Below are 19,616 nucleotides of genomic sequence, written 5' to 3' on the forward strand. Positions count from 1 at the left end.
GTTCGAGCGCAACGACTTCACCGGCCGCGGGGAGAACAAGCGTGAGGAACTGGCCGCGTTCCTCGAGGACCTCGAGCGTCAGGCCACCAAGTTCGAGGAAATGCGAGATCGCTCCCTCGCCCGCGAACGCGCGAAGGCCGAGGCGCACGCGTCGTAGCGTGTGTGCGTGGGAAGCGCCGGTGAGATGACACCGCGCGATGCCGTCCGAGATCTCTGGATCAGCCGGTGACGCGGTATCGGTGTACCGGCCTTCCAGCGCGGCCGTATTCGAGACGGACCGTGAGGATTCCGGTCGAGGCGTAGTGCTCGAGGTATCTGCGCGCGCTCACCCTCGACAGACCGGCGAGGTCGGCACATTCTCGGGCCGATACTTCCCCGCTCTCACCGACGGTCCGTAGCACCAGAGATCCGGTTTCCTGGCTCAGTCCCTTCGGGAGGTGCTGCGGAGTGGACTGCTTCGGTGCCCCGAACAGAGAATCGATGACCGACTGGTCCATGCCGTTGGAATCGGAGAGGGCGCGGGCTCGTTGGCGCACGTTCTCGAGTTTCTCCAGCAGTTGCGGGTATTCGAACGGCTTGACCAGGTAGTCGGCGGCACCTCCGCGGAGCGCACGGCGCACGGTGTCGAGCTCTCGGGCCGCGGTGACGACGACGACCGCGACGTCGTTGCCTTCGCTGCGGAGTCGCTGTAGTGCATCGAGGCCGGAGCGGTCCGGGAGATGGACGTCGAGCAGCACCAGATCCGGTGCGATGGTGCGCACCGCAGCGACTGCGTCGGCCGCGGTGTGTACCACTCCGACGGTCCGAAAGCCGGGGGTGGCGTCGACGAATCGTCGGTGGATGTCTGCGACCATGAAGTCGTCGTCGACGACGAGGACCTCGTAGGGTCGGCCCGGATCAGTCATTGCTCTCGTCACTTCCGATGTCTGCCATACGGGTGCTCCCGTGTTGTGGTGGCGCGTTGTCGTACGGAATGCGCACGGTGAATCGGGCACCACCGGTTCCCGGAGCATCATCTACCTCGGCGGTGCCGCCGTGCTGCGAACTGACGATCCGAACGAGCGCAAGCCCGATTCCGCGCCCTCCTGGTGTCTGCGTCTTCGATGTGACGCCACGCGAGAAGATCTCGGTGCGCATGCTCTCGGGAACGCCGGGTCCCGAATCGGCGACTCGAATCTCGATTCCATCGGAACCATCGATGTCGACCACCACGCGGGCGTCGACACTACCGGTCGACGCATCCACGGCATTGTCGATCAGATTGCCGAGAACGGTGATGATGTCGGTGGCGAGCATCGGATTCAGCGCCTGCAGCTGTGAGCGTGGATTCAGTTCCAGCACGACGCCGGTCTCGGCGGCCAGCGATGTCTTCGCGATCAGCAGTGCCGCAACGGCCGAATCGGAAATCCGCCGGGTGACTGCATCGCTGATCTCCGCCCGACGCCGAGTGAGCGCACCGACGAAGTCCGTCACTGCGTCCTGGTCGCCCAGTTGGGTCAATCCCGAGATGGTGTGCAACTGGTTGGCGAACTCGTGGGTTTGGGCGCGCAGGGTGTCGGTGACCGACCGGTGGGAGGACAGTTGGCTCTGTAGCCGCGCCAGCTCGGTGCTGTCTCGCATCGTGGTGACCGTGCCGATCCGGCGACCCTTGCTCGATGCGGATCGGCGGCTGAGAACGAGCACTCTCGTGGCGGTGGTGAGCACGACGTCTCCGCTGTCCTGCGCGTCGACCAGGTACCGGCGCACAGACGGGTCGAGCGGCACGGCGTCGAGATTGCGGCCGACCGCAGTGGCCGTACCGGCGGTGTGTTCGGTGAGGTCGAGTAGTTCGGCGGCGCTGTCGTTGAGAACAGTGATCACGCCTTCGGTGTTGACCGCGACAACCCCTTCTCGGATGCTGTGCAGCAACGCTTCTCGATGATCGGCAAGATGTGCGATCTCGGCGATCTCCAGCCCACGGGTGTGCGTCTTGATGCGTCGGGACAGCAGCCACGAACCTATCAATCCCAGACCGGCTCCGAGGCCGAGATAGAGCAGGAACGGTGCGCCTGCGTCGGCGATGAGACGCCAGGTGGACGGGTAGGTCGAGCTGACGGCGACGACGGCCAGGACTGTTCCCGTCGGGGACAGAACCGGTACCTGACCGGAAATGGACTCCTGACCGTCGACCCGAACGTCCCCGGTCCATGCCCGACCGTCACGAGCATCGCTGGCACCGAGCTCGCCGGTGATCCCGACGCGGTCCGGTACGGAGGAGGCGACGATCACCGATCCACCCGAAGCGGTCGCGTTCAACACGACGATATCGGCGACCGTGGCCCCGGACAGGTCGACGGCTCGGTCGACCTCCGGTGCCAGCAGCTTGTCCGCTTCGATCGATGCGGCCTGCTCGCGGACGATGGGTGTCGAGGCGAGATTCTCGGCGACGGCGAGCAAGCGTCCGCCTTGGGTGTCTCGGAATTCCATTGCGGTCTGATGCACCGAGACGCCGGCCACCGCAACGAGAACCACAGCGACGACGACCAGCTGCAGCAGCAGAACCTGGCTTGCCAGGCTGCGCGGAGCCGATCGTCGTCGCATGTGGTTCATAATGCCTGCATCTGTGTCCCAGCCGGCGAGCGCCGGTTCAGATCGACGCTACGACATACACGACCGAGGACAGGGCGAACCCGACGACGGAGATCAGGGTTTTGATGACGCTCCAGGTCTTGAAGGTCGTCGGAACGTCCATACCGAGGAGCTTTCCGATGAGCCAGAAGCTCGCGTCGTTGACATGCGGGAAGATCGACGATCCTGCGGCGAGGGCGAGAATCATCGCGACCGTCTGCACCGGGTTCAGCCCCGCCGCCATGATGGACGCTCCGAGAAGCCCGGCGGATGTGGTGATGGCCACGGTGGCCGTGCCGAGGGCGATGCGCAGGATGGCTGCAACGGCGAAGGTGGAGACGATCAGCGGAAGGCCGACACCGCGCAGTGTTTCGGCGAGGGCGTCACCGATACCGCTTGCGAGCAGCACCGCGCCGAACATGCCGCCGGCTCCGGTGATGAGGACGACGGGTGCGATGGGCTTGAGTGCGTTGTCGAGCAGTTCCTCGACGAAGTACGCGGTGCGGCCACGACGGAGCGCGAGGACGTAGATCGAGACCATGACCGTGATCAGCAGGGCGACGGGTGTCGATCCGATGACCTGGGCAATGGTGACCAGTGGGGAGTCCTCGTCGAGGTTGCCGGTTCGGGCTGCCGTGGTGAGCGCGGTGTTGGCGAAGATGAGGAGCAGCGGAAGCAAAAGGAGCGCGATGATGGTGCTCGGCTTCGGCGGGTTCTCCACTGTCTCGACCTGAGGGCCACCGCTGAGCAGATCCGGTACCGGAAGATTGATCCGCTTGCCGATGAAGGTGCCGTAGAGGTGGCCGGCGATGAACCAGGTGGGCACGGCCACGACGATGCCGATCAGGATGGTCAATCCGACGTCGCCGCCCAGCAGGATGGTCGACGCCACTGCGCCCGGGTGCGGCGGCAGAAAGACGTGCATCGTCGACAGTGCCGCCGCAGCTGGAAGGGCATAGAGCAGGACGCTTCCGCCGAGGCGGCGCGCCACGCCGAAGATGATGGGGAGCATCACCATGAACGCAGCGTCGAAGAAGATCGGGAAGCCGAACAGCAGGGAAGCGACGCCCAGCGCAAACGGGGCGCGCTTGTCGCCGAACTTGCGAACGAGCGCGCTGGAGAGTGCTTGCGCGCCGCCACTGATCTCGGCGAGCCGACCGAACATGGCACCGAGTCCGACCAGAAGTGCAACCTCGCCGAGGGTGGTACCGAAACCGTCGATCAGGACGTCCTGAATCTCCGAGATCGGAATTCTTGCAGCGAAAGCCGTTCCGAGAGAGACGATCACGAGAGCCAGAAGGGGGTGCACCTTCAGCTTGATGATCAGCAGCAGCAGTACTGCGATGGAGATGCCGGCGATCGACAGCAGCGCCGTTGTGGAAAGGGTTTGGACCCAGTCGTCCACGAGATGTCCTTCCGTGATTCGATCAGCGCACGGCGAAGCTTCGCAGTGCACTGTTGGACGCCGACCTCGATCGGCAGTTCGGGTTCGGCGCTAAGGGGTGACGCCGAGTTCGGTCAGGGTACTTTTCATCCGAAGATCCTCTGCAGCAAGGAATTCCGAGAACTCCTCGCCGACGAGGAACGAGTCTGTCCAGCCGCGTGAGGCCAGGGCCGCCCGCCACTCGTCCGTAGCGTGCATGCGGGTGAGGGCCTCGATCAGTTCGCTACGATCGGCCTCGGAAATATCTGGGGGAGAAACGAATCCGCGCCAGTTGGTGAACTCCAGGGCGATTCCGGACTCGACGAGGGTCGGAGCGTCGGCGGCCGCGGTGGTGCCGCGGATCTGCGAGCCCGACGCATTCGAGACCGCAAGGATGCGCAGTGAACCGCCTTCGATCTGATCGGTGTACTCGCCCGCACCTGCAACACCCACATCGACCGTGCCGTTGAGGACAGCCGCCAGAAGGTCTCCGGCACCGTCGAACTTCACCGTGTTCAGAGCGGCGGTGTCGATATCGGCTGCGCGTGCCAACTCCAGTGCGAACAGGTGATCGGGCCCGCCGACCGCCGACCCGACTCCGATGGTCAACTGCTCCGGTGCCCGACGCCAGGCATCGAGCAGGGTGTCGACGGAGGCCATCGGGGAGGCCGAACGGACAACCAGGGCTTCCGGTTCATCCACCAGTCGCGCCAGTGCGGTGACCTCGGACATTCCCCAGGGTGCGTCGGCGACGCGGGCGGCACCGACTACGCCGACCCCGACCATGCCGATCAGCGAGCCGTTTCCTGCCTCGCGCACGAGCCTGGCCAGTGCGACCGAACCGCCGCCACCGACGACATTGAACTTCTCGATAGGTCCGGTCAAACCTCGGTTCTCCAGAATGCGCGACGCGGTCCTGGCGGTCACGTCGTATCCGCCACCCGGAGTGTTGGGAATGAGCATGCGCAGATTCGACGGAGTCGACGACGTACCGAGGCTGCTGCATCCGGCCGACAACGCCATCGGAAGCGTCGCCAAGCACGCCAGCGCCCGGCGTCGCGTCATCGAACTCAGTGGATTCGTCATCGTGCGTTCATCTTGACGCACGGCCGTGACCGGCGTCACCCATAGGAAAGCAATGAAAACAAAGTTCTTTGTGGTCCTGCCTCTCGTCGGCGAGACCGCATACTGGGGTGTGAACGAATTCTGGGACCGCATCTCCGCGGTGAGTCCTGATCCACCTGTTTGGATCGTCCAAGCCACGGCTCTTGCTGCGCTCGTCATCGTCGTGTTGCCGCAGACATGGCGGATCGCGCGCAATGTCGTCACCATCGCGCACGAGGGCGCGCACCTGTTCGTCGCGCTGATCACCGGCCGTCAGCTGATGGGGCTGCGACTGCATTCGGATACTTCCGGCGTCGCCATCTCGAAGGGCAAGCCCACCGGACTCGGTGTCATCGCGATGACCTTCGCGGGCTATGTGGGTCCGTCGCTGCTGGGCCTCGGCGCTGCGCTCGTGCTCGGGACCCAACACGCCGTGGCAGTGCTCTGGATCGGTCTGATCTCGATTGCGTTGATGCTGTTGATGATTCGCAACATCTACGGCTTGCTGTCGCTGGTCACCGTCGGTGCGGCGTTGTTCGTGGTGTCCTGGTGGGGCACCGGCGAGCAGCAGGTGGCTGCTGCGTACTTCCTCACGTTCTTCCTGTTGATCGCCGGTCCGCGCCCGGTGTTGGAACTGCAACGCTCCCGAAGCGCAGGTCGGGCCCGAGATTCCGACGCCGATCAACTGGCCCGGCTGACCTTCCTGCCCGGCATCGTCTGGGTCGGGTTGTTTCTGCTCGTCACCGTCGGCTCACTGGCCTTGGGTGCGTGGCGAATCCTCGTTCCGGTGCAGTGATTCCGGCCGCTAGAACACCACCCACAGCAGGGACGCGACGGCGAAGACCGAGAGACCGAGTGTTGTTTCCATGACGGTCCAGGTCTTGAGCGTCGTTTTTTCATCCATGCCGAAGAACCGGCTGACGAGCCAGAATCCGGAGTCGTTGACGTGGGAGAGCACGGTGGCTCCGGCGGCCAGTGCGAACACGAGCAGCGCGATCTTGAAGTTGCTCAGTCCCAGCTCGGCCACCTGCACCGAGATCAGCCCGGCGGTGGTGGTCAGCGCAACCGTGGCCGAACCCTGTGCAACACGAAGTGCTGTGGCGATCAGGAAGGCCTGCAGGATGATCGGCAGGCCGATGTCCGACAGCGACGCGGTGAGCGATTGTCCGATACCGCTGGCCCGTAGAACTCCGCCGAACATTCCGCCGGCCCCGGTGATCAGGATGATCGAACAGATGGGGCCGAGGGCCTGATCCATGTACTTGGCACCGTCGGCCACCGGGAAACGTCCCGGCGCGAGGATGAACAGGGCCAGCAACAAGGTGATCAGCAAGGCGATGGGGGTTTGGCCGATCAGGGTCAGAGCGGAAGCCCACGTCTCGTCACCGGTGAGTACGCCGGAGGTGGTCAGCGTGTTGACGACGGTGTTGAGCGAGATCAGCACCAGCGGCGTCAGCAGGATGAACAGCACCGCGCCGAATTTCGGTGCCGGGTCGCGGAGGGCGGCCATCTCTTTCTCGCGCTCGCCGGAGTCCGTCGACCCGGTGGAGAACAGGTCGACCGGCGTGGTGTGGAACCGCTTGCCGAGCTGGGTACCGACGAGGTAGGAGCCGACGAACCAGGAGACGACGGCGACGGGAATGCCGATGAGAAGGACCGATCCGATATCGCCGCCGAGCAGGTCGGTGGCGGCAACCGGGCCGGGGTGCGGGGGAACGATGGCGTGCATGGTGGCGAACGCACCCGCGGTGGGCAGGGCGTACAGCAGTACCGATCCGCCGAAGCGCTTGGCGACGGTGAAGATGATCGGCAAGAAGACCACGAGTCCGGCGTCGAAGAAGATCGGGAAGCCGAAGATGAGTGCGGCGACGCCCAGTGCGAGAGGCGCGCGTTTGGCCCCGAACCGGTTGATCAGGGTGTCCGCCAACACTTGGGCGCCACCGGTGATTTCGAGCAGTCTGCCGACCATCACACCCAGCGCGACGAGCAGTGCCACCGAGCCGAGTGTGGAACTGAAGCCCGACAGCAGGGCCGAGGGCACGTCCTCGAGCGGGATTCCCGCTGCCACGGCGGTGACCGCGCTGACCAGGACCAGGGAGACGAAGGCGTGCAGTTTCACCTTCATGATGAGAAAAAGCAGGACCGCGACGGCTGCGGCTGCAATGAGCAGCAACGTCGTCGTTCCGTATGCCGGTTCGATCGGATCCATCGGTGCACCTCGTTCGCTCGGCTCGAATTTCGACCATATCGGAGGAGTCGGACCTCCCGCGGGGTTACGAGCGCTCGTCGTCTGTCGTCTTCGGCTCGGGGGAGTACGGTGCGAGTATGAGTGATGGGGATCACCCGAAGGGTGGGGATGGCTCTGCGGAATCCGAGAAGAAGCAGCTGCGCGAGCAGGCGCAACGGTACGCCGCAGCCGCACGACTGAAGATGAAAGAGCGACGTGCCAAGTCGTCCGGGGGCCTGACAGCGGTGGTCGCCGAACGTGCCGGTGGCTGGGATCTCGACGATCAGGACACCGTGGCGATGGATCGTCAGCAGCGGCTGTGGAACGGGGTGATGGACCGCTACTTCCGGATGGAGATCGACGGCTGGGAGACCATCCCCGAGTCGCCGGTGCTCGTGGTCGGCGTGCATTCGGGTGCGCCGTTCGTCTGGGATGCATGGACGGTCGGAGCGCAGTGGTGGCGACACTTCGGCGAGGCACGGGTGCTCCACGGAACGGCGCACGATGCGCTGATGGCGTTTCCGTTGATCGGCAAGGTGTTTCGATCGATGGGTGTGCTTCCTGCTGCGCCGGATTCGATGTCGACCGCGTTGGCCGAAGGGCGGGACGTCATCGTCTGGCCCGGCGGTGAAGTCGATTCACTGCGGCCCTGGAGCAAACGAGACGAGGCGACTCTCGGTGGCCGAACCGGTTTCGTCAAGCTCGCCATAAGAATGGGGGTGCCCATCGTGCCCGTGGCCACGGTCGGCGGAGCCGACGCGATGCCGGTGCTCGTTCGCGGTGACACACTCTCGAAAGTGCTCAAGCTGGACAAGATTGCGCGGTTGAAGGTCTTTCCCATCGCGATCTCGCTGCCATGGATCATCGCGCCCGCGGCGTTGCCACAGATTCCGCTGCCCGCCAAGATCCGCACCCGTTTCATGCCGCCGATCGAGCTCGACCACGATCCGACTCTGTGCGAGGACGAGGCATACGTCGACGCCAAATACGAGGAGGTCCGCGCGAGCATTCAGGCAGGCATGGATGCCCTCGCCCGTAAGCGAAAGTTTCCCGTCTTCGGCTGAGTGCTCACTGCCTCGGCCAACGCGGACCGAACCTGACCGCGATCGTTCCTAACGTCTGTGTCGTACGGAAAATCCATACGACACAGGGGCGCGACGGATGATCGAAACACTGGGTTTGACCAAAACTTTCAGGCAAGGCAAGAAGACCGTGGAGGCGGTTCGCGGCATCGATCTCACGATCGACGAGGGCGAATTGGTGGCATTGCTCGGCCCCAACGGAGCCGGTAAGTCGACCACCCTGCGCATGCTGACCACGCTGCTCGCCCCGACGTCGGGCTCGGCTCGGATCGCCGGATTCGACGTGGCTCGAGATCGGGATCGAGTTCGGCGGAGCCTCGGCTACGTAGGTCAGGGCAACGGTGCTGGTCACAATCAGCGCGTCCGCGACGAGCTGGTGGTGCAAGGGCTGTGCTACGGCATGACGCGTCACCGATCACGCAGTCGCGCTGATGAATTGATCGAGGCTCTCGAACTCGGTGAGCTCGCAGCCCGTACCGTCTCGACGCTGTCCGGTGGCCAGCGGCGGCGACTCGACATCGCCCTGGGCTTGGTGCACAGGCCACCGCTGTTGTTTCTCGACGAACCGACCACCGGCATGGATCCGCAGAGCCGGGCGAACCTCTGGGAACACATCCTGCGTCTGCGGCGGGAAATGGGGACCACGATCGTGCTCACGACGCACTACCTCGACGAGGCGGATTCGATGGCCGAGCGAGTGATCGTCGTCGATCACGGCACCGTCATCGCCGACGACACGGCTGCCGCACTCAAATCGGAATTGGCGGGCGATCTGATCGTCCTCACCGTGTCCGACGCCTCGGCGCTGGCATCCCTGCTCGCCGGTGTCGCCGGGGTCAAGGATGTGACGGTCGCGGATTCGCGTCTGAACATCCGGGTCGAGCGCGCCGAGGTGATCCTCCCGGAGCTGTTGCACCTGAGTCGATCTCACGACATCGACGTGCGCACGGCAGAGATGACCAGACCCACTCTCGACGATGTGTTCCTCGGCCTCACCGGTCGCAGTCTGCGCGAGAGCGCCGCATCGACCAGCTCGTCCCTCGAATTCGCAAGCACGGCAGGAGAACTCCGATGAACGTTCTGTCAGGAAGCACGCTGGTGATGAGTCGTGAACTGCGGCCGATGGTGCGTGATCCGTTCACGGTGATCTTCAGTCTCGTTCAACCGCTGATTCTGCTGGCGTTGTTCGGTCCACTGCTCACCGAGGTTCCCGGTCTCGGCAGTGGCAGCGTCTGGGACTGGTTCGTGCCGGGTGTGCTCGCGATGATCACCATCTTCGGCACGTCCATGACGGGCTCGAACTTGCTGGCCGAGCTGCAGCAGGGTTCGCACGAACGGATGCTGGTGACCCCGCTGCCGAGATCGGCCCTGCTCGTGGGGCGTGCGTTCAAGGAAATGGTGCCGCTGGCCGCTCAAGCCGTGCTGATCATTCTGGTGGCACTGCCGCTCGGGCTGTCGGTGCATCCGATCGGCGCGGCCGTGGGGATCGTGTTGCTCGGGGTGTTCGGCGTCGGGCTGGGAGCGTTGTCCTACGCGCTGGCTCTGGCTGTGCGCGGCCAGGACTGGGTGTTCTGGTCCATTCAGCAAACCCTGATGTTTCCGCTCCTCATCCTCTCCGGCACGATGCTTCCGCTCACCGCCGCTCCTGGATGGATGCAGTTCCTCGTCGATATCAACCCACTCGGGTACCTCGTCGATGCCGAGCGTGCGCTCTTCGCGGGCGAGTTCACGGGTTCGACCGTGACAGCAGGTGTGGTCGCCGCCGTGGCTACCGCGGTGGTCGGACTTGCCGTCGGAATCCGAGCTATGGGTTCCTCGCGGGTGTGAGGCTAAGCTCGGTTCATGGATCGGCCTGCAGTCATTCTCGACAACGATGTGACCGTGTACGACTTCTATCTGCGTCACCAGCAGAACCGTCACGTCGCGAGGCTGGCGTACGCCGCCCTTGCCCGGCGATTCCGCCCTCGGGTGTCTTATCCCGACGGTGCCCGTGAGGAGTTGCGTCGCCTGGTGTACGACAACACCCGGTTGCTGATCGCGGTCAACCATCTCACCGAGAGCGACCCGTACACCCTCGCAGCGGCGGCATGGTCGTCGCCGCTGCGTCCGGTGATCGGCAGAACACGCGTGCTGGCCAAGGACGAGTTGTTCCAGGAACCCAAGCAGCGCAGGCGAATCGACATGATGGGCGGCATCCCCGTCTTTCGCGGCAAGAACCACGGAATGCGTGCCGTCAGCGCTGCAGGCGGCCGCATGATGGACATCAGCGCCGAGCGCATGAAGCGAGGCGACGACCTGGCGGTGTTCCCCGAGGGCACCTGCAATCTCGAAGATCCAACCAAAGTGCAGCACGTCGGCAGCGGGATCGGCCACATCGCCTTGCGGGCTCGCAAACTGGGCGTCGAACCGGTGTTGATCTGTATCGGATTGAGCTACGGCCCCACCACGAAGGTGAAGCAGGCGAGCGTCTACATCGACACTCCCATCACCGAGTTGCCCGAGAAACCGATCGATATCACGCGGGTGGTGGCAGAGAACATGCAGAAGGCGCTCGACGGGGCGGTGGCTGCGTACTGACCGCGGCACCGGGGTTGATAGAAACAGATGACAGGTAAACGGGTTCGCGTCGTACTAGGAGATATTCGTGAGTGATCAGATCAAGACGGCCATTGTCACCGGTAGTGCACGCGGAATCGGTGCCGCGGTGGCAAAGCGCCTGGCCAAGGACGGTTTCGGGGTTGCAGTGGTCGACCTCGACGAGGCCGCGTGCAGCGACACCGTCGACGCGATCCAGTCCGCGGGTGGGCAGGCGGTGGCCATCGGTGCCAACGTCGCAGAGGAGGAATCCGTTCAGACTGCGGTCGATCGCATCGCGAGCGAGTTCGGTGCACCGACCGTCCTGATCAACAACGCAGGAATCACCCGCGACAACCTGCTGTTCAAAATGACGGTGCAGGATTGGGACTCGGTGCTCGGCGTGCACCTGCGTGGATCGTTCCTGATGACTCGCGCGGTCCAGAAGCACATGATCGACGCCAAATGGGGCCGCATCGTCAACCTGTCGAGCACCTCGGCGCTCGGCAACCGCGGCCAGGCGAACTACTCCGCCGCCAAGGCCGGAATGCAGGGCTTCACCAAGACCCTCGCCATCGAGCTCGGCAAGTTCGGCGTCACCGCCAACGCCATCGCCCCGGGATTCATCGAAACGGAGATGACCGCGGCAACCGCCGAGCGCGTCGGAGTGCCGTTCGAGGACTTCAAAGCTGCTGCCGCGTCGCAGATCCCGGTCAATCGCGTCGGACATCCCGACGACATCGCACACCTGGCATCGTTCTTCGTGAGCGAGGGAGCCGGCTTCATCTCGGGTCAGGTCGTCTACGCGGCGGGTGGACCGAAGGACTGACCTCCCGGCGATGTGTGAATGGACCATTCACGGGCCCAGACGGGTGTGAATGGTCCATTCACACAGAGCGGGTGTCGACTACGGCGTCGGCATGCCGCCGTTGACATTGAGCGTGTCGCCGGTGACGTAACCGGATTCGGCCGAGGACAAGTACACGTAGGCACCCGCGATCTCGGCGGGCTGACCTGGCCGGCCCAGCGGGGTTTCCTTGCCGAACTCGGGCAATGCCGAGGTCGGCTGACCGCCGGCCGCTTGCAACGGTGTCCAGAACGGGCCCGGCGCAACGACATTGACGCGAATTCCCTTGGGTGCCAACTGCTGCGCGAGCGACTTGCTGATGGTGTTGATGGCCATCTTCGTCGTCGCGTAGTCCACCAGGCCGGGTGAGGGTGTGTACGCCTGAATCGAACTGGTGTTGACGATCGTCGAACCGGCAGGCATGTGCGGGACTGCTTCCTGGATGATCCAGAACAGTGCATAGACGTTGGTTTTGAACGTCTGATCGAACTGCTCGGACGTCAGGTCGGCCAGATCCTCGACGAACTGCTGCTTGCCTGCCACGTTGACCAACAGGTCGAGGCCACCGAGTTCGTCGACGGCAGTGCGCACGATTCCGCGCGCGGCCTGCTCGTCGGTGAGATCCGCGGGAGCCAGGACGGCCGTGCGTCCCGCGTCGCGAACCAGCGCAGCGACTTCCTGAGCGTCTTTCTCCTCGGACGGTAGATAGTTGAGCACCACGTCGGCACCCTCGCGGGCGATGGCAATCGCTGCTGCGCGACCGATTCCGGAGTCGGCACCTGTGATGAGCGCTTTGCGGTCGGTCAGGCGACCGGACCCGCGATAGCTGTCCTCGCCGTGGTCGGCGAGGGGCTCGAGTTCTGCCGCCAGACCGGGCGGATCCTGATGCTGCTCAGGGAAGCCGTCCTGACGGTACTGCGTGACGGGGTTGGTGAAGGTGTATTGGTCGGACATGAAAGTGCTGTCTCCAGACCTGAGTCGACGGTGGAGGAGGAACCAGCTGCTCGATTCCGGGTCCACTCTGGGTTCCCGGTTTCGTCGGTGGCAAACAGTTGGCCCTTTCCGGCGACACCCCTGAACGCGTGAATGGTCCATTCACAGGCCCTGACGGGGTCCAGTGCAGGTGAATGGACCATTCACGCGGAATGGGAGGGGTACTACGAATACGTGTAGAAACCCTTACCAGTTTTGCGGCCGAGCATTCCCGCGTCCACCATGCGCTGCAGCAGTGGCGGCGGCGCGTAGTGGGGTTCGCGGAACTCGGCGTACAGCGACTCGGCTACGGCGAGGGTGACATCGAGGCCGACGGTGTCGGTCAGACGCAACGGCCCCATGGGATGCGCGCATCCGTTGACCATGCCCTCGTCGATGTCCTCGGCACTGGCGAACCCGGACTCGAGCATGCGGATGGCCGAGACCATGTACGGGATGAGCAGCGCGTTGACGATGAAGCCTGCGCGGTCACCGGCGCGGATCGTTTTCTTGCCCAACGTGTTTCCCGCATAGTCGGTGACAGCGGCGACGGTCTCTTCGCTGGTGAGCAGGCTGACGACGATCTCGACCAGCGGGAGCACCGGCACGGGGTTGAAGAAGTGCACGCCGACGACCTTGTCGGGACGCTTCGTTGCATTGGCCATCTTGATGACCGGGATCGACGAGGTGTTCGTGGCCAGGATTCCCTCGGGTTTGACGATGGAATCGAGCTTGCCGAACAGTTCGAGTTTGAGCGATTCGATCTCCGGTGCCGCTTCGACGACGAGGTCGCGGTCTGCGAAATCGTTGATATCGAGCGTCAACGTGATTGCGGCGCGGGCTTTCTCGGCTGCGTCGGGTTCGATGCGGCCGGATTTGACGGCGCGGGCGAAGGACTTGTCGAGGCGCGCTTGGGCCGCGTCCGCGGTGACCTGGCTCGTCTCGAGGATCATGACGGAACTGCCGGAGCGCGCGCACATCTCGGCGATCCCGGCACCCATGGTGCCGCCGCCGATGACGCCTACGAGGTCGATGTTGCTCATTTGAGCAGCGCCCGTGACATGACGACACGCTGAATCTGGTTGGTGCCCTCGTAGATCTGCGTGATCTTGGCGTCGCGCATCATGCGCTCGACCGGGAAGTCGGTGGTGTATCCGGCACCGCCGAACAGCTGTACCGCGTCGGTGGTGACCTCCATGGCCACGTCGGAGGCGAAGCACTTGGCTGCCGCGGAGATGAACCCGAGGTTCTTCTCACCGCGCTCGGCGCGGGCTGCGGAGCTGTAGACCATCAATCGTGCCGCTTCGACCTTCATCGCCATGTCCGCGAGCATGAACTGCACGGCCTGGAAGCTCGAGATCGCGGTACCGAACTGCTTGCGGTCCTTGGTGTATGCGATTGCTGCGTCGAGAGCGCCCTGGGCCAGGCCGACGGCCTGCGCGCCGATGGTGGGGCGGGTGTGGTCGAGAGTTTCGAGGGCGGTCTTGAAGCCGGTGCCCGGTTCGCCGATGATGCGATCGCCGGGGATCTTGCAGTTCTCGAAGTAGAGCTCGGCGGTGGGCGAGCCCTTGATTCCGAGTTTCTTCTCCTTGGGGCCGACGACGAATCCCTCGTCGTCGCGGTGCACGATGAACGAGGAGATACCGTTGGCACCCTTGTCGGGATCGGTGACGGCCATGACGGTGTACCAATCGGACTTGCCCCCGTTGGTGATCCAGCACTTGGAGCCGTTGAGGATCCAGTCGTCGCCGTCGGCCTTGGCCCGGGTGCGCATACTCGCGGCGTCGGAGCCTGCCTCGCGCTCGGACAGGGCGTAGGAGGCCATCGCGCCACCGGCGAGTGACGGCAGGACCTGCTTCTTCAATTCCTCGGAGCCCTTGAGGATCAAGCCCATCGTGCCGAGCTTGTTGACCGCGGGGATCAGCGAGGACGAACCGCAGACACGAGCGACTTCTTCGATGACGATGCAGGTCGCGACCGAGTCGGCACCCTGGCCCTCGTACTCCTCGGGAACGTGAATGGCGTTGAAGCCCGAGGCGTTGAGGGCCTGCAGTGCCTCTTCGGGGAAGCGCGAGTCCTCGTCCACCTCTTTGGCGTACGGGGCGATCTCCTTCTCCGAGAGCGCACGTATGGCTGCACGAAGTTCGTCGTGCTCCTCTGGCGATCGATACAGATCGAAGTCGGGATTTCCGGCCATATCGGCCACACTCCTTGAATCTAGGGATCAGCACTGACGAGATAGGGCACTCAGTGCCAAGGGTGTATCCACTGTACGACGCAATCGGGCCGTGTTCAAGGGCTTGTTGCCAAATGGCGGCACTGAGTGCCACTCGAACGGGTCGGTCAGTCGGTTGTGTGATCGGCCAATGCGTCGAGCACCTTGGTGACGGACATTCCCCGCGGGAACGACGCGACGACGATCTCGCCCAGGAACTGCGCTCGTACCTGCGCCAGCGCAGACCGCAGATCGTCGACGGACGTCGGGAGTCCGTCGCGGATCATTCGCCGGAGGATGTAGTTGTGGGTGGCGGTGACCGAGGCCGAGAACTGCAGAATTTCCAGGTGGGGATGGTCGGGGAGGACGCTCTGGAGGTACTCGACGAAGAGTCGGTCGTAGCGGAAGACGGTGACGATCTCGCGGTCGCGCAGGGCCGGAATCCGGTGGACCACCTGGTAGCGCAGGCGTGACATCTCTTTCCAGTCCGAGAATCGCTCGTACACCAGTTGGGCGGCGTCGCATACCGCATGCCAGGGGTCGCCCTCGTTGGATGCGAGGAATGCGCCTGCCTGCTCGAGCAGGATCTCGTGATCGGCGAAGACGACGTCTTCCTTGGCGCGGAACTGGCGAAAGAACGTCCGTCGGGAGATGCCGGCCGCTCCGGCGATGTCGTCGACCGTCGTCGATTCGTAGCCCTTGACCGAGAACAAGTCCAGGGCCGCTGTGGCCACGGTCAGTCTGAAGTCGGTCGACTCGTCGGGTTCTCCGCGCATGGGAGTGAAGGTAGCGGAGTTTCGGCGTCGGTAGGCAGGTCGCATCGGCTGATTGCTAGTGTTCGCAAGTAGGCGCTCCGCTGGCGGGCGACCCGGGAGGATGACATGGTCTCGGATTCGAGCCGACCGCTGTACCGCATGAAAGCCGACTTCTTCAAGACGTTGGCCCACCCTGCACGTATTCGAGTGCTCGAGTTGTTGAGCGAGCGCGAACATGCGGTGTCCGAGATGCTTCCGGAAGTGGGTATCGAGCCGGCGAATTTGTCGCAGCAGCTGTCGATTCTGCGCCGTGCCGGTCTCATCGTGGGCACTCGGGAAGGCTTGTCGGTGTCGTACGAATTGACGTCACCGAAGGTGGCGGACCTACTGGTGGTGGCGCGGGAGATACTGACCGGAGTGGTGGCCAACCAGGTCGAGTTGCTGGACGGTGAGTCCGGATCGCGTTCGTGACCTGACCGCACCGGGTGTGACGGCCTGCACCCTGTCTTCCTGATTCGTTACTTGCTAAACTTCGCAATCAAATAGACAAGGGAACCAATAGTAGTCAGAGGCCACCGCATGCCCGATCCGACGAGACACACCCGTACGAGCGAAACGCTCGGGGCCATGACGGCACTCCTGCCTCGGTGGAGTGAATGGAAACCCGCGTTCCGGGCACCCGGTGCGGACCTTCTCGCCGGCCTGGTCGTGGCTCTGGTCGCCCTGCCCCTGGCGCTCGGTTTCGGTGTCAGCACAGGACTCGGAGCTGCAGCGGGGCTGACGACGGCGATCGTTGCAGGCGTCGTCGCCGCAGTGTTCGGGGGCTCGCGGTTCCAAATCTCAGGGCCCACCGGGGCGATGACGGTGGTGCTCGTGCCGATCGTCGCCGAGTACGGCCCGACGGGTGTGCTGGCTGTCGGATTGATGGCCGGGGTCGTCCTGCTGGTGCTCGCGGTGGCGGGCATCGGCCGAGCTGTGCGCTACATGCCGGCACCGGTCATCGAAGGATTCACGGCAGGGATCGCCGTTGTCATTGCGCTGCAGCAGATTCCGGCCGCGCTCGGTATCGCCGACGCCCGAGGCGAGAAGGTGTGGCAGTCCGCGTTCGACGCCGCACGGTCGTTCGTCTCACACGCGAGCGTGCTGAGCCCCGCTGTCGCGCTGGCGGTCGCGGTCGTCATGCTCGTCGGCGGCCGTCTGGTACCCAAGATTCCGTTCTCGCTGGTTGCGGTGGCGGCCGCGACGGTAGCCACTCGACTGTTCGACCTCGATATCGCCCGGATCGGCGCGATTCCGTCCTCGTTGTCCGTCCCGACTCTGAGCTTCCTGCACCTCGGCGACCTGACCACGCTGGTGGCCCCCGCATTCGCCGTCGCCGCTCTGGCGGCACTGGAGTCCTTGCTCTCCGCGACGGCCGCGGACTCGATGGGCGTCGGCGCGCGGCACAATCCCGACCGCGAACTGTTCGGGCAGGGGCTCGCCAATATCGCCGCACCGCTGTTCGGCGGCGTTCCCGCTACCGGTGCCATTGCCCGCACGGCCGTCAACGTCCGGTCCGGGGCTCGGACCAGGCTCGCGGCACTCACACACGCTCTGATCCTGGCCGCGATCATGTACGCCGCCGCTGGACTCGTAGCCGATATCCCGCTCGCCGCCTTGGCGGGAGTTCTTCTCGCGACGACGGTCCGCATGGTCGAGACCGCATCCATCCGGGCGATCACCCGCGCCAGCGGAGCAGACACTGTCGTGATGGTGGCAACCTTCCTCGTCACGGTCGTCTTCGACCTCGTCACCGCGGTTGCAGTCGGGGTCGGCTTCGCTGCTGTCCTGGCCCTGCGTGCCATCGCGCGATCGGCCACGGTCGAACAGGTTCCGCTGGACGCACTCGACGCGGTCTCGGCGGAAGAAGGTGAGCTGCTTCGACAGCACATCGTCGCCTACCGGATCGACGGCGCATTGTTCTTCGGTGCCGCGCACAGTTTCCTGCTCGAACTCGCCGACGTCTCGGACGTGCAGGTGGTGATCCTGCGCATGTCGCGAGTCAGCACGATCGATGCCACCGGAGCCATCGTCCTCGAGGACGCGATCAGCGAACTCGAGCACCGTGGCATCACGGTGCTCATCTCCGGAGCAAAACCCGAACACCTGCGCCCCCTCACCGCGCTGGGTGTCTTCGCCACCGGAGGCGACGATGTGCGACGCAGCTTCGACACCACGCCGCAGGCGATCGCCTACGCCCGCACCCTCGTCGCGGACGTAGACCTCGACCCGCGGGTAGGGTCGTAGGTCACACTTGCGTAGGAAAGGACCAGCTCACCGTGGCTCTCGTTGCCGGAATCGACTCCTCCACCCAATCGTGCAAAGTATTCGTTCGTGACGCCGAGTCGGGGGAGCTGATCCGCCAGGGCCGAGCCGGTCACCCGGACGGCACCGAGATCGACCCACAGCGATGGAAGGAGGCGCTCGACCAGGCCGTCGCCGACGCAGGGGGCCTCGAGGACGTCGATGCCGTCTCGGTCGGTGCGCAGCAGCACGGCATGGTCTGCCTTGACGACGCAGGAGCCGTGGTGCGCAAGGCATTGCTGTGGAACGACACTCGGTCGGCGCAGGCCGCGGAGGATCTCGTTGCCGAATTGGGCGAGAAGTCGGGCGTCGACGGCAGACAGGCCTGGGCAGACGCGGTCGGGGTGGTACCTCTGGCCGCAATTACCGTGGCGAAATTGCGGTGGCTTGCCGATCACGAACCCGACAACGCCGATCGAACCGCAGCGGTCTGCCTTCCCCATGATTGGCTCAGTTGGCAGCTCGGCGGCGCATCGGGCCTCGACGCGCTGGCCACCGATCGTGGTGACGCCAGCGGCACCGGATATTTCTCGGCCGCGTCCGACGAGTATCGAACAGATCTGCTGGAGATGGGGTTTCGTGGCCGCACTCCGCTGCTGCCACGGGTGGCCGCACCGAACGAGGCGATCGGCCGCACGCAGTCCGGGGCGCTGATCGGACCGGGCACCGGCGACAATGCGGCGGCAGCACTGGCGCTCGACGCGCAGCCCGGTGACGTGGTCGTGTCGGTGGGCACCTCCGGCGTCGTATCTGCGGTGACTTCGGTTGCAGCACAAGATGGTTCGGGTCTGGTTGCCGGATTCGCCGATGCCACCGGCCGTCAGCTGCCGCTGGTGTGCACGCTCAATGCCGCCCGCGTCCTCGATGCCACCGCGCGTCTGTTGGGCATCGATCACGACGAGCTGTCGCGGTTGGCGCTGTCGACGGCAAGCGAGGGCCTGGTCCTGGTGCCCTACCTCGAGGGTGAACGCACCCCCAATCGTCCCGATGCGTCCGGTGCGATTCATGGACTACGACTGGACAATTCGACGCCGGGCCACCTTGCTCGCGCGGCTGTCGAGGGGTTGCTGTGCGGCCTGGCCGACGGTATCGACCACCTGCGCGGGCAAGGTGTGGAGACCACGCGGGTGTTGCTCATCGGCGGCGGCGCGAAATCTGCTGCGCTACGCGAACTGGCACCGGCCATCCTCGGCGTTCCGGTGATCGTGCCCGAGCCAGGCGAATACGTCGCCGACGGTGCAGCGCGTCAGGCGGCCTGGACGCTGGCCGGCACCAGCGCACCGCCGACCTGGGCGCAGGCACCGGCACACACGTACGAGGCCGACCCCACCCCTGCGGTTCGAGAACGATACGCCGAGGTGCGGGATCTGACCGAGGGCGTCAGCACCCGGTGAGTTGACGCCGGTAGCCGCCGAGAACGCCGGCTGCCGGCGACGTTCGCACACGCAATACCGTAGAGGGATCGAG

At 64.7% G+C, this 19,616-nt stretch carries 19 protein-coding genes and 1 pseudogene; 11 read left to right on the top strand and 9 right to left on the bottom strand.

The window, feature by feature from the left end:
- Positions 1-157: pseudogene (locus ACOQFP_RS12405) on the top strand (acyl-ACP desaturase); the annotation flags it as partial.
- A gap of 61 nt (positions 158-218) precedes the next feature.
- Here ACOQFP_RS12405 and ACOQFP_RS12410 read toward each other — a convergent pair.
- The 4 genes from ACOQFP_RS12410 to ACOQFP_RS12425 all read right to left on the bottom strand — a co-directional run bounded on the left by ACOQFP_RS12410 (position 219) and on the right by ACOQFP_RS12425 (position 4,993).
- Complete coding sequence (locus ACOQFP_RS12410; protein WP_206487584.1) at positions 219-905, bottom strand: response regulator; 687 nt, start codon at positions 903-905, stop codon at positions 219-221.
- Positions 898-2,580, bottom strand: coding sequence for a sensor histidine kinase (locus ACOQFP_RS12415; protein WP_241256290.1), 1,683 nt, complete (start codon positions 2,578-2,580; stop codon positions 898-900). Before ACOQFP_RS12415 ends, ACOQFP_RS12410 begins: the two co-directional genes overlap by 8 nt.
- A 46-nt stretch (positions 2,581-2,626) precedes the next feature.
- Positions 2,627-4,012, bottom strand: coding sequence for a GntP family permease (locus tag ACOQFP_RS12420; RefSeq protein WP_206487588.1), 1,386 nt, complete (start codon positions 4,010-4,012; stop codon positions 2,627-2,629).
- 90 nt (positions 4,013-4,102) lie between these two features.
- Positions 4,103-4,993, bottom strand: a complete 891-nt coding sequence (locus ACOQFP_RS12425) for a Bug family tripartite tricarboxylate transporter substrate binding protein (RefSeq protein WP_241256291.1) — start codon at positions 4,991-4,993, stop codon at positions 4,103-4,105.
- Between ACOQFP_RS12425 and ACOQFP_RS12430 the strand changes: the two genes are divergently transcribed.
- Together ACOQFP_RS12430 and ACOQFP_RS12435 are read left to right on the top strand one after the other, a co-directional pair.
- A complete protein-coding gene (locus tag ACOQFP_RS12430; RefSeq protein WP_421584485.1) occupies positions 4,986-5,132 on the top strand; it encodes a hypothetical protein in 147 nt (48 codons plus the stop codon). The two genes, ACOQFP_RS12425 and ACOQFP_RS12430, sit on opposite strands and share 8 nt — an antisense overlap.
- 93 nt (positions 5,133-5,225) lie before the next feature.
- Entirely contained in the window at positions 5,226-5,930 is a 705-nt protein-coding gene (locus ACOQFP_RS12435) for a M50 family metallopeptidase (protein ID WP_341244797.1), read from the top strand.
- 9 nt (positions 5,931-5,939) lie between these two features.
- On the opposite strand, the gene ACOQFP_RS12440 is transcribed toward ACOQFP_RS12435, so the two are convergent.
- Positions 5,940-7,343, bottom strand: a complete 1,404-nt coding sequence (locus ACOQFP_RS12440; protein WP_421584486.1) for a GntP family permease — start codon at positions 7,341-7,343, stop codon at positions 5,940-5,942.
- Between the two features lie 116 nt (positions 7,344-7,459).
- Here ACOQFP_RS12440 and ACOQFP_RS12445 point away from each other — a divergent pair, with 116 nt between their 5' ends.
- The 5 genes from ACOQFP_RS12445 to fabG all read left to right on the top strand — a co-directional run bounded on the left by ACOQFP_RS12445 (position 7,460) and on the right by fabG (position 11,846).
- Positions 7,460-8,425: a lysophospholipid acyltransferase family protein gene (locus tag ACOQFP_RS12445; protein ID WP_206487592.1), complete on the top strand. Its 966-nt coding sequence runs from the start codon at positions 7,460-7,462 to the stop codon at positions 8,423-8,425.
- Positions 8,426-8,522: 97 nt separating this feature from the next.
- Positions 8,523-9,518, top strand: coding sequence for an ABC transporter ATP-binding protein (locus ACOQFP_RS12450; protein WP_341244795.1), 996 nt, complete (start codon positions 8,523-8,525; stop codon positions 9,516-9,518).
- Positions 9,515-10,270 (top strand): ABC transporter permease, encoded by a 756-nt coding sequence (locus tag ACOQFP_RS12455; RefSeq protein WP_206487596.1) that lies wholly within the window; start codon positions 9,515-9,517, stop codon positions 10,268-10,270. The genes ACOQFP_RS12450 and ACOQFP_RS12455 overlap by 4 nt, the downstream gene beginning before the upstream one ends.
- A 15-nt stretch (positions 10,271-10,285) precedes the next feature.
- Entirely contained in the window at positions 10,286-11,020 is a 735-nt protein-coding gene (locus ACOQFP_RS12460; RefSeq protein WP_206487598.1) for a 1-acyl-sn-glycerol-3-phosphate acyltransferase, read from the top strand.
- 67 nt (positions 11,021-11,087) lie between these two features.
- Positions 11,088-11,846, top strand: coding sequence for a 3-oxoacyl-ACP reductase FabG (gene fabG / locus ACOQFP_RS12465; protein WP_206487600.1), 759 nt, complete (start codon positions 11,088-11,090; stop codon positions 11,844-11,846).
- Between the two features lie 78 nt (positions 11,847-11,924).
- Here fabG and ACOQFP_RS12470 read toward each other — a convergent pair whose 3' ends face one another.
- The 4 genes from ACOQFP_RS12470 to ACOQFP_RS12485 form a co-directional block, all read right to left on the bottom strand.
- Complete coding sequence (locus tag ACOQFP_RS12470) at positions 11,925-12,818, bottom strand: SDR family oxidoreductase (RefSeq protein ID WP_421584487.1); 894 nt, start codon at positions 12,816-12,818, stop codon at positions 11,925-11,927.
- Positions 12,819-13,021: 203 nt separating this feature from the next.
- Positions 13,022-13,870, bottom strand: a complete 849-nt coding sequence (locus ACOQFP_RS12475; RefSeq protein WP_421584522.1) for a 3-hydroxybutyryl-CoA dehydrogenase — start codon at positions 13,868-13,870, stop codon at positions 13,022-13,024.
- Positions 13,871-13,875: 5 nt separating this feature from the next.
- Complete coding sequence (locus ACOQFP_RS12480) at positions 13,876-15,042, bottom strand: acyl-CoA dehydrogenase (protein WP_206487605.1); 1,167 nt, start codon at positions 15,040-15,042, stop codon at positions 13,876-13,878.
- A gap of 137 nt (positions 15,043-15,179) precedes the next feature.
- A complete protein-coding gene (locus ACOQFP_RS12485) occupies positions 15,180-15,827 on the bottom strand; it encodes a TetR family transcriptional regulator (RefSeq protein WP_206487607.1) in 648 nt (215 codons plus the stop codon).
- Between the two features lie 105 nt (positions 15,828-15,932).
- On the opposite strand from ACOQFP_RS12485, the gene ACOQFP_RS12490 reads away from it, so the two are divergent.
- From ACOQFP_RS12490 to ACOQFP_RS12500, 3 genes are all read left to right on the top strand, one after another.
- Positions 15,933-16,277 carry a metalloregulator ArsR/SmtB family transcription factor gene (locus tag ACOQFP_RS12490; protein WP_341244892.1) on the top strand — a complete coding sequence of 115 codons (345 nt, stop codon included), beginning with the start codon at positions 15,933-15,935 and terminating at the stop codon, positions 16,275-16,277.
- A 108-nt stretch (positions 16,278-16,385) separates the two neighbouring features.
- Positions 16,386-18,092, top strand: a complete 1,707-nt coding sequence (locus ACOQFP_RS12495; protein WP_421584488.1) for a SulP family inorganic anion transporter — start codon at positions 16,386-16,388, stop codon at positions 18,090-18,092.
- 32 nt (positions 18,093-18,124) lie between these two features.
- A complete protein-coding gene (locus ACOQFP_RS12500) occupies positions 18,125-19,543 on the top strand; it encodes an FGGY family carbohydrate kinase (protein WP_421584489.1) in 1,419 nt (472 codons plus the stop codon).
- Positions 19,544-19,616: the final 73 nt, after the last annotated feature.

This window comes from Rhodococcus sp. MALMAid1271, from assembly GCF_049195265.1.
Classification (GTDB): Bacteria; Actinomycetota; Actinomycetes; order Mycobacteriales; family Mycobacteriaceae; genus Rhodococcoides.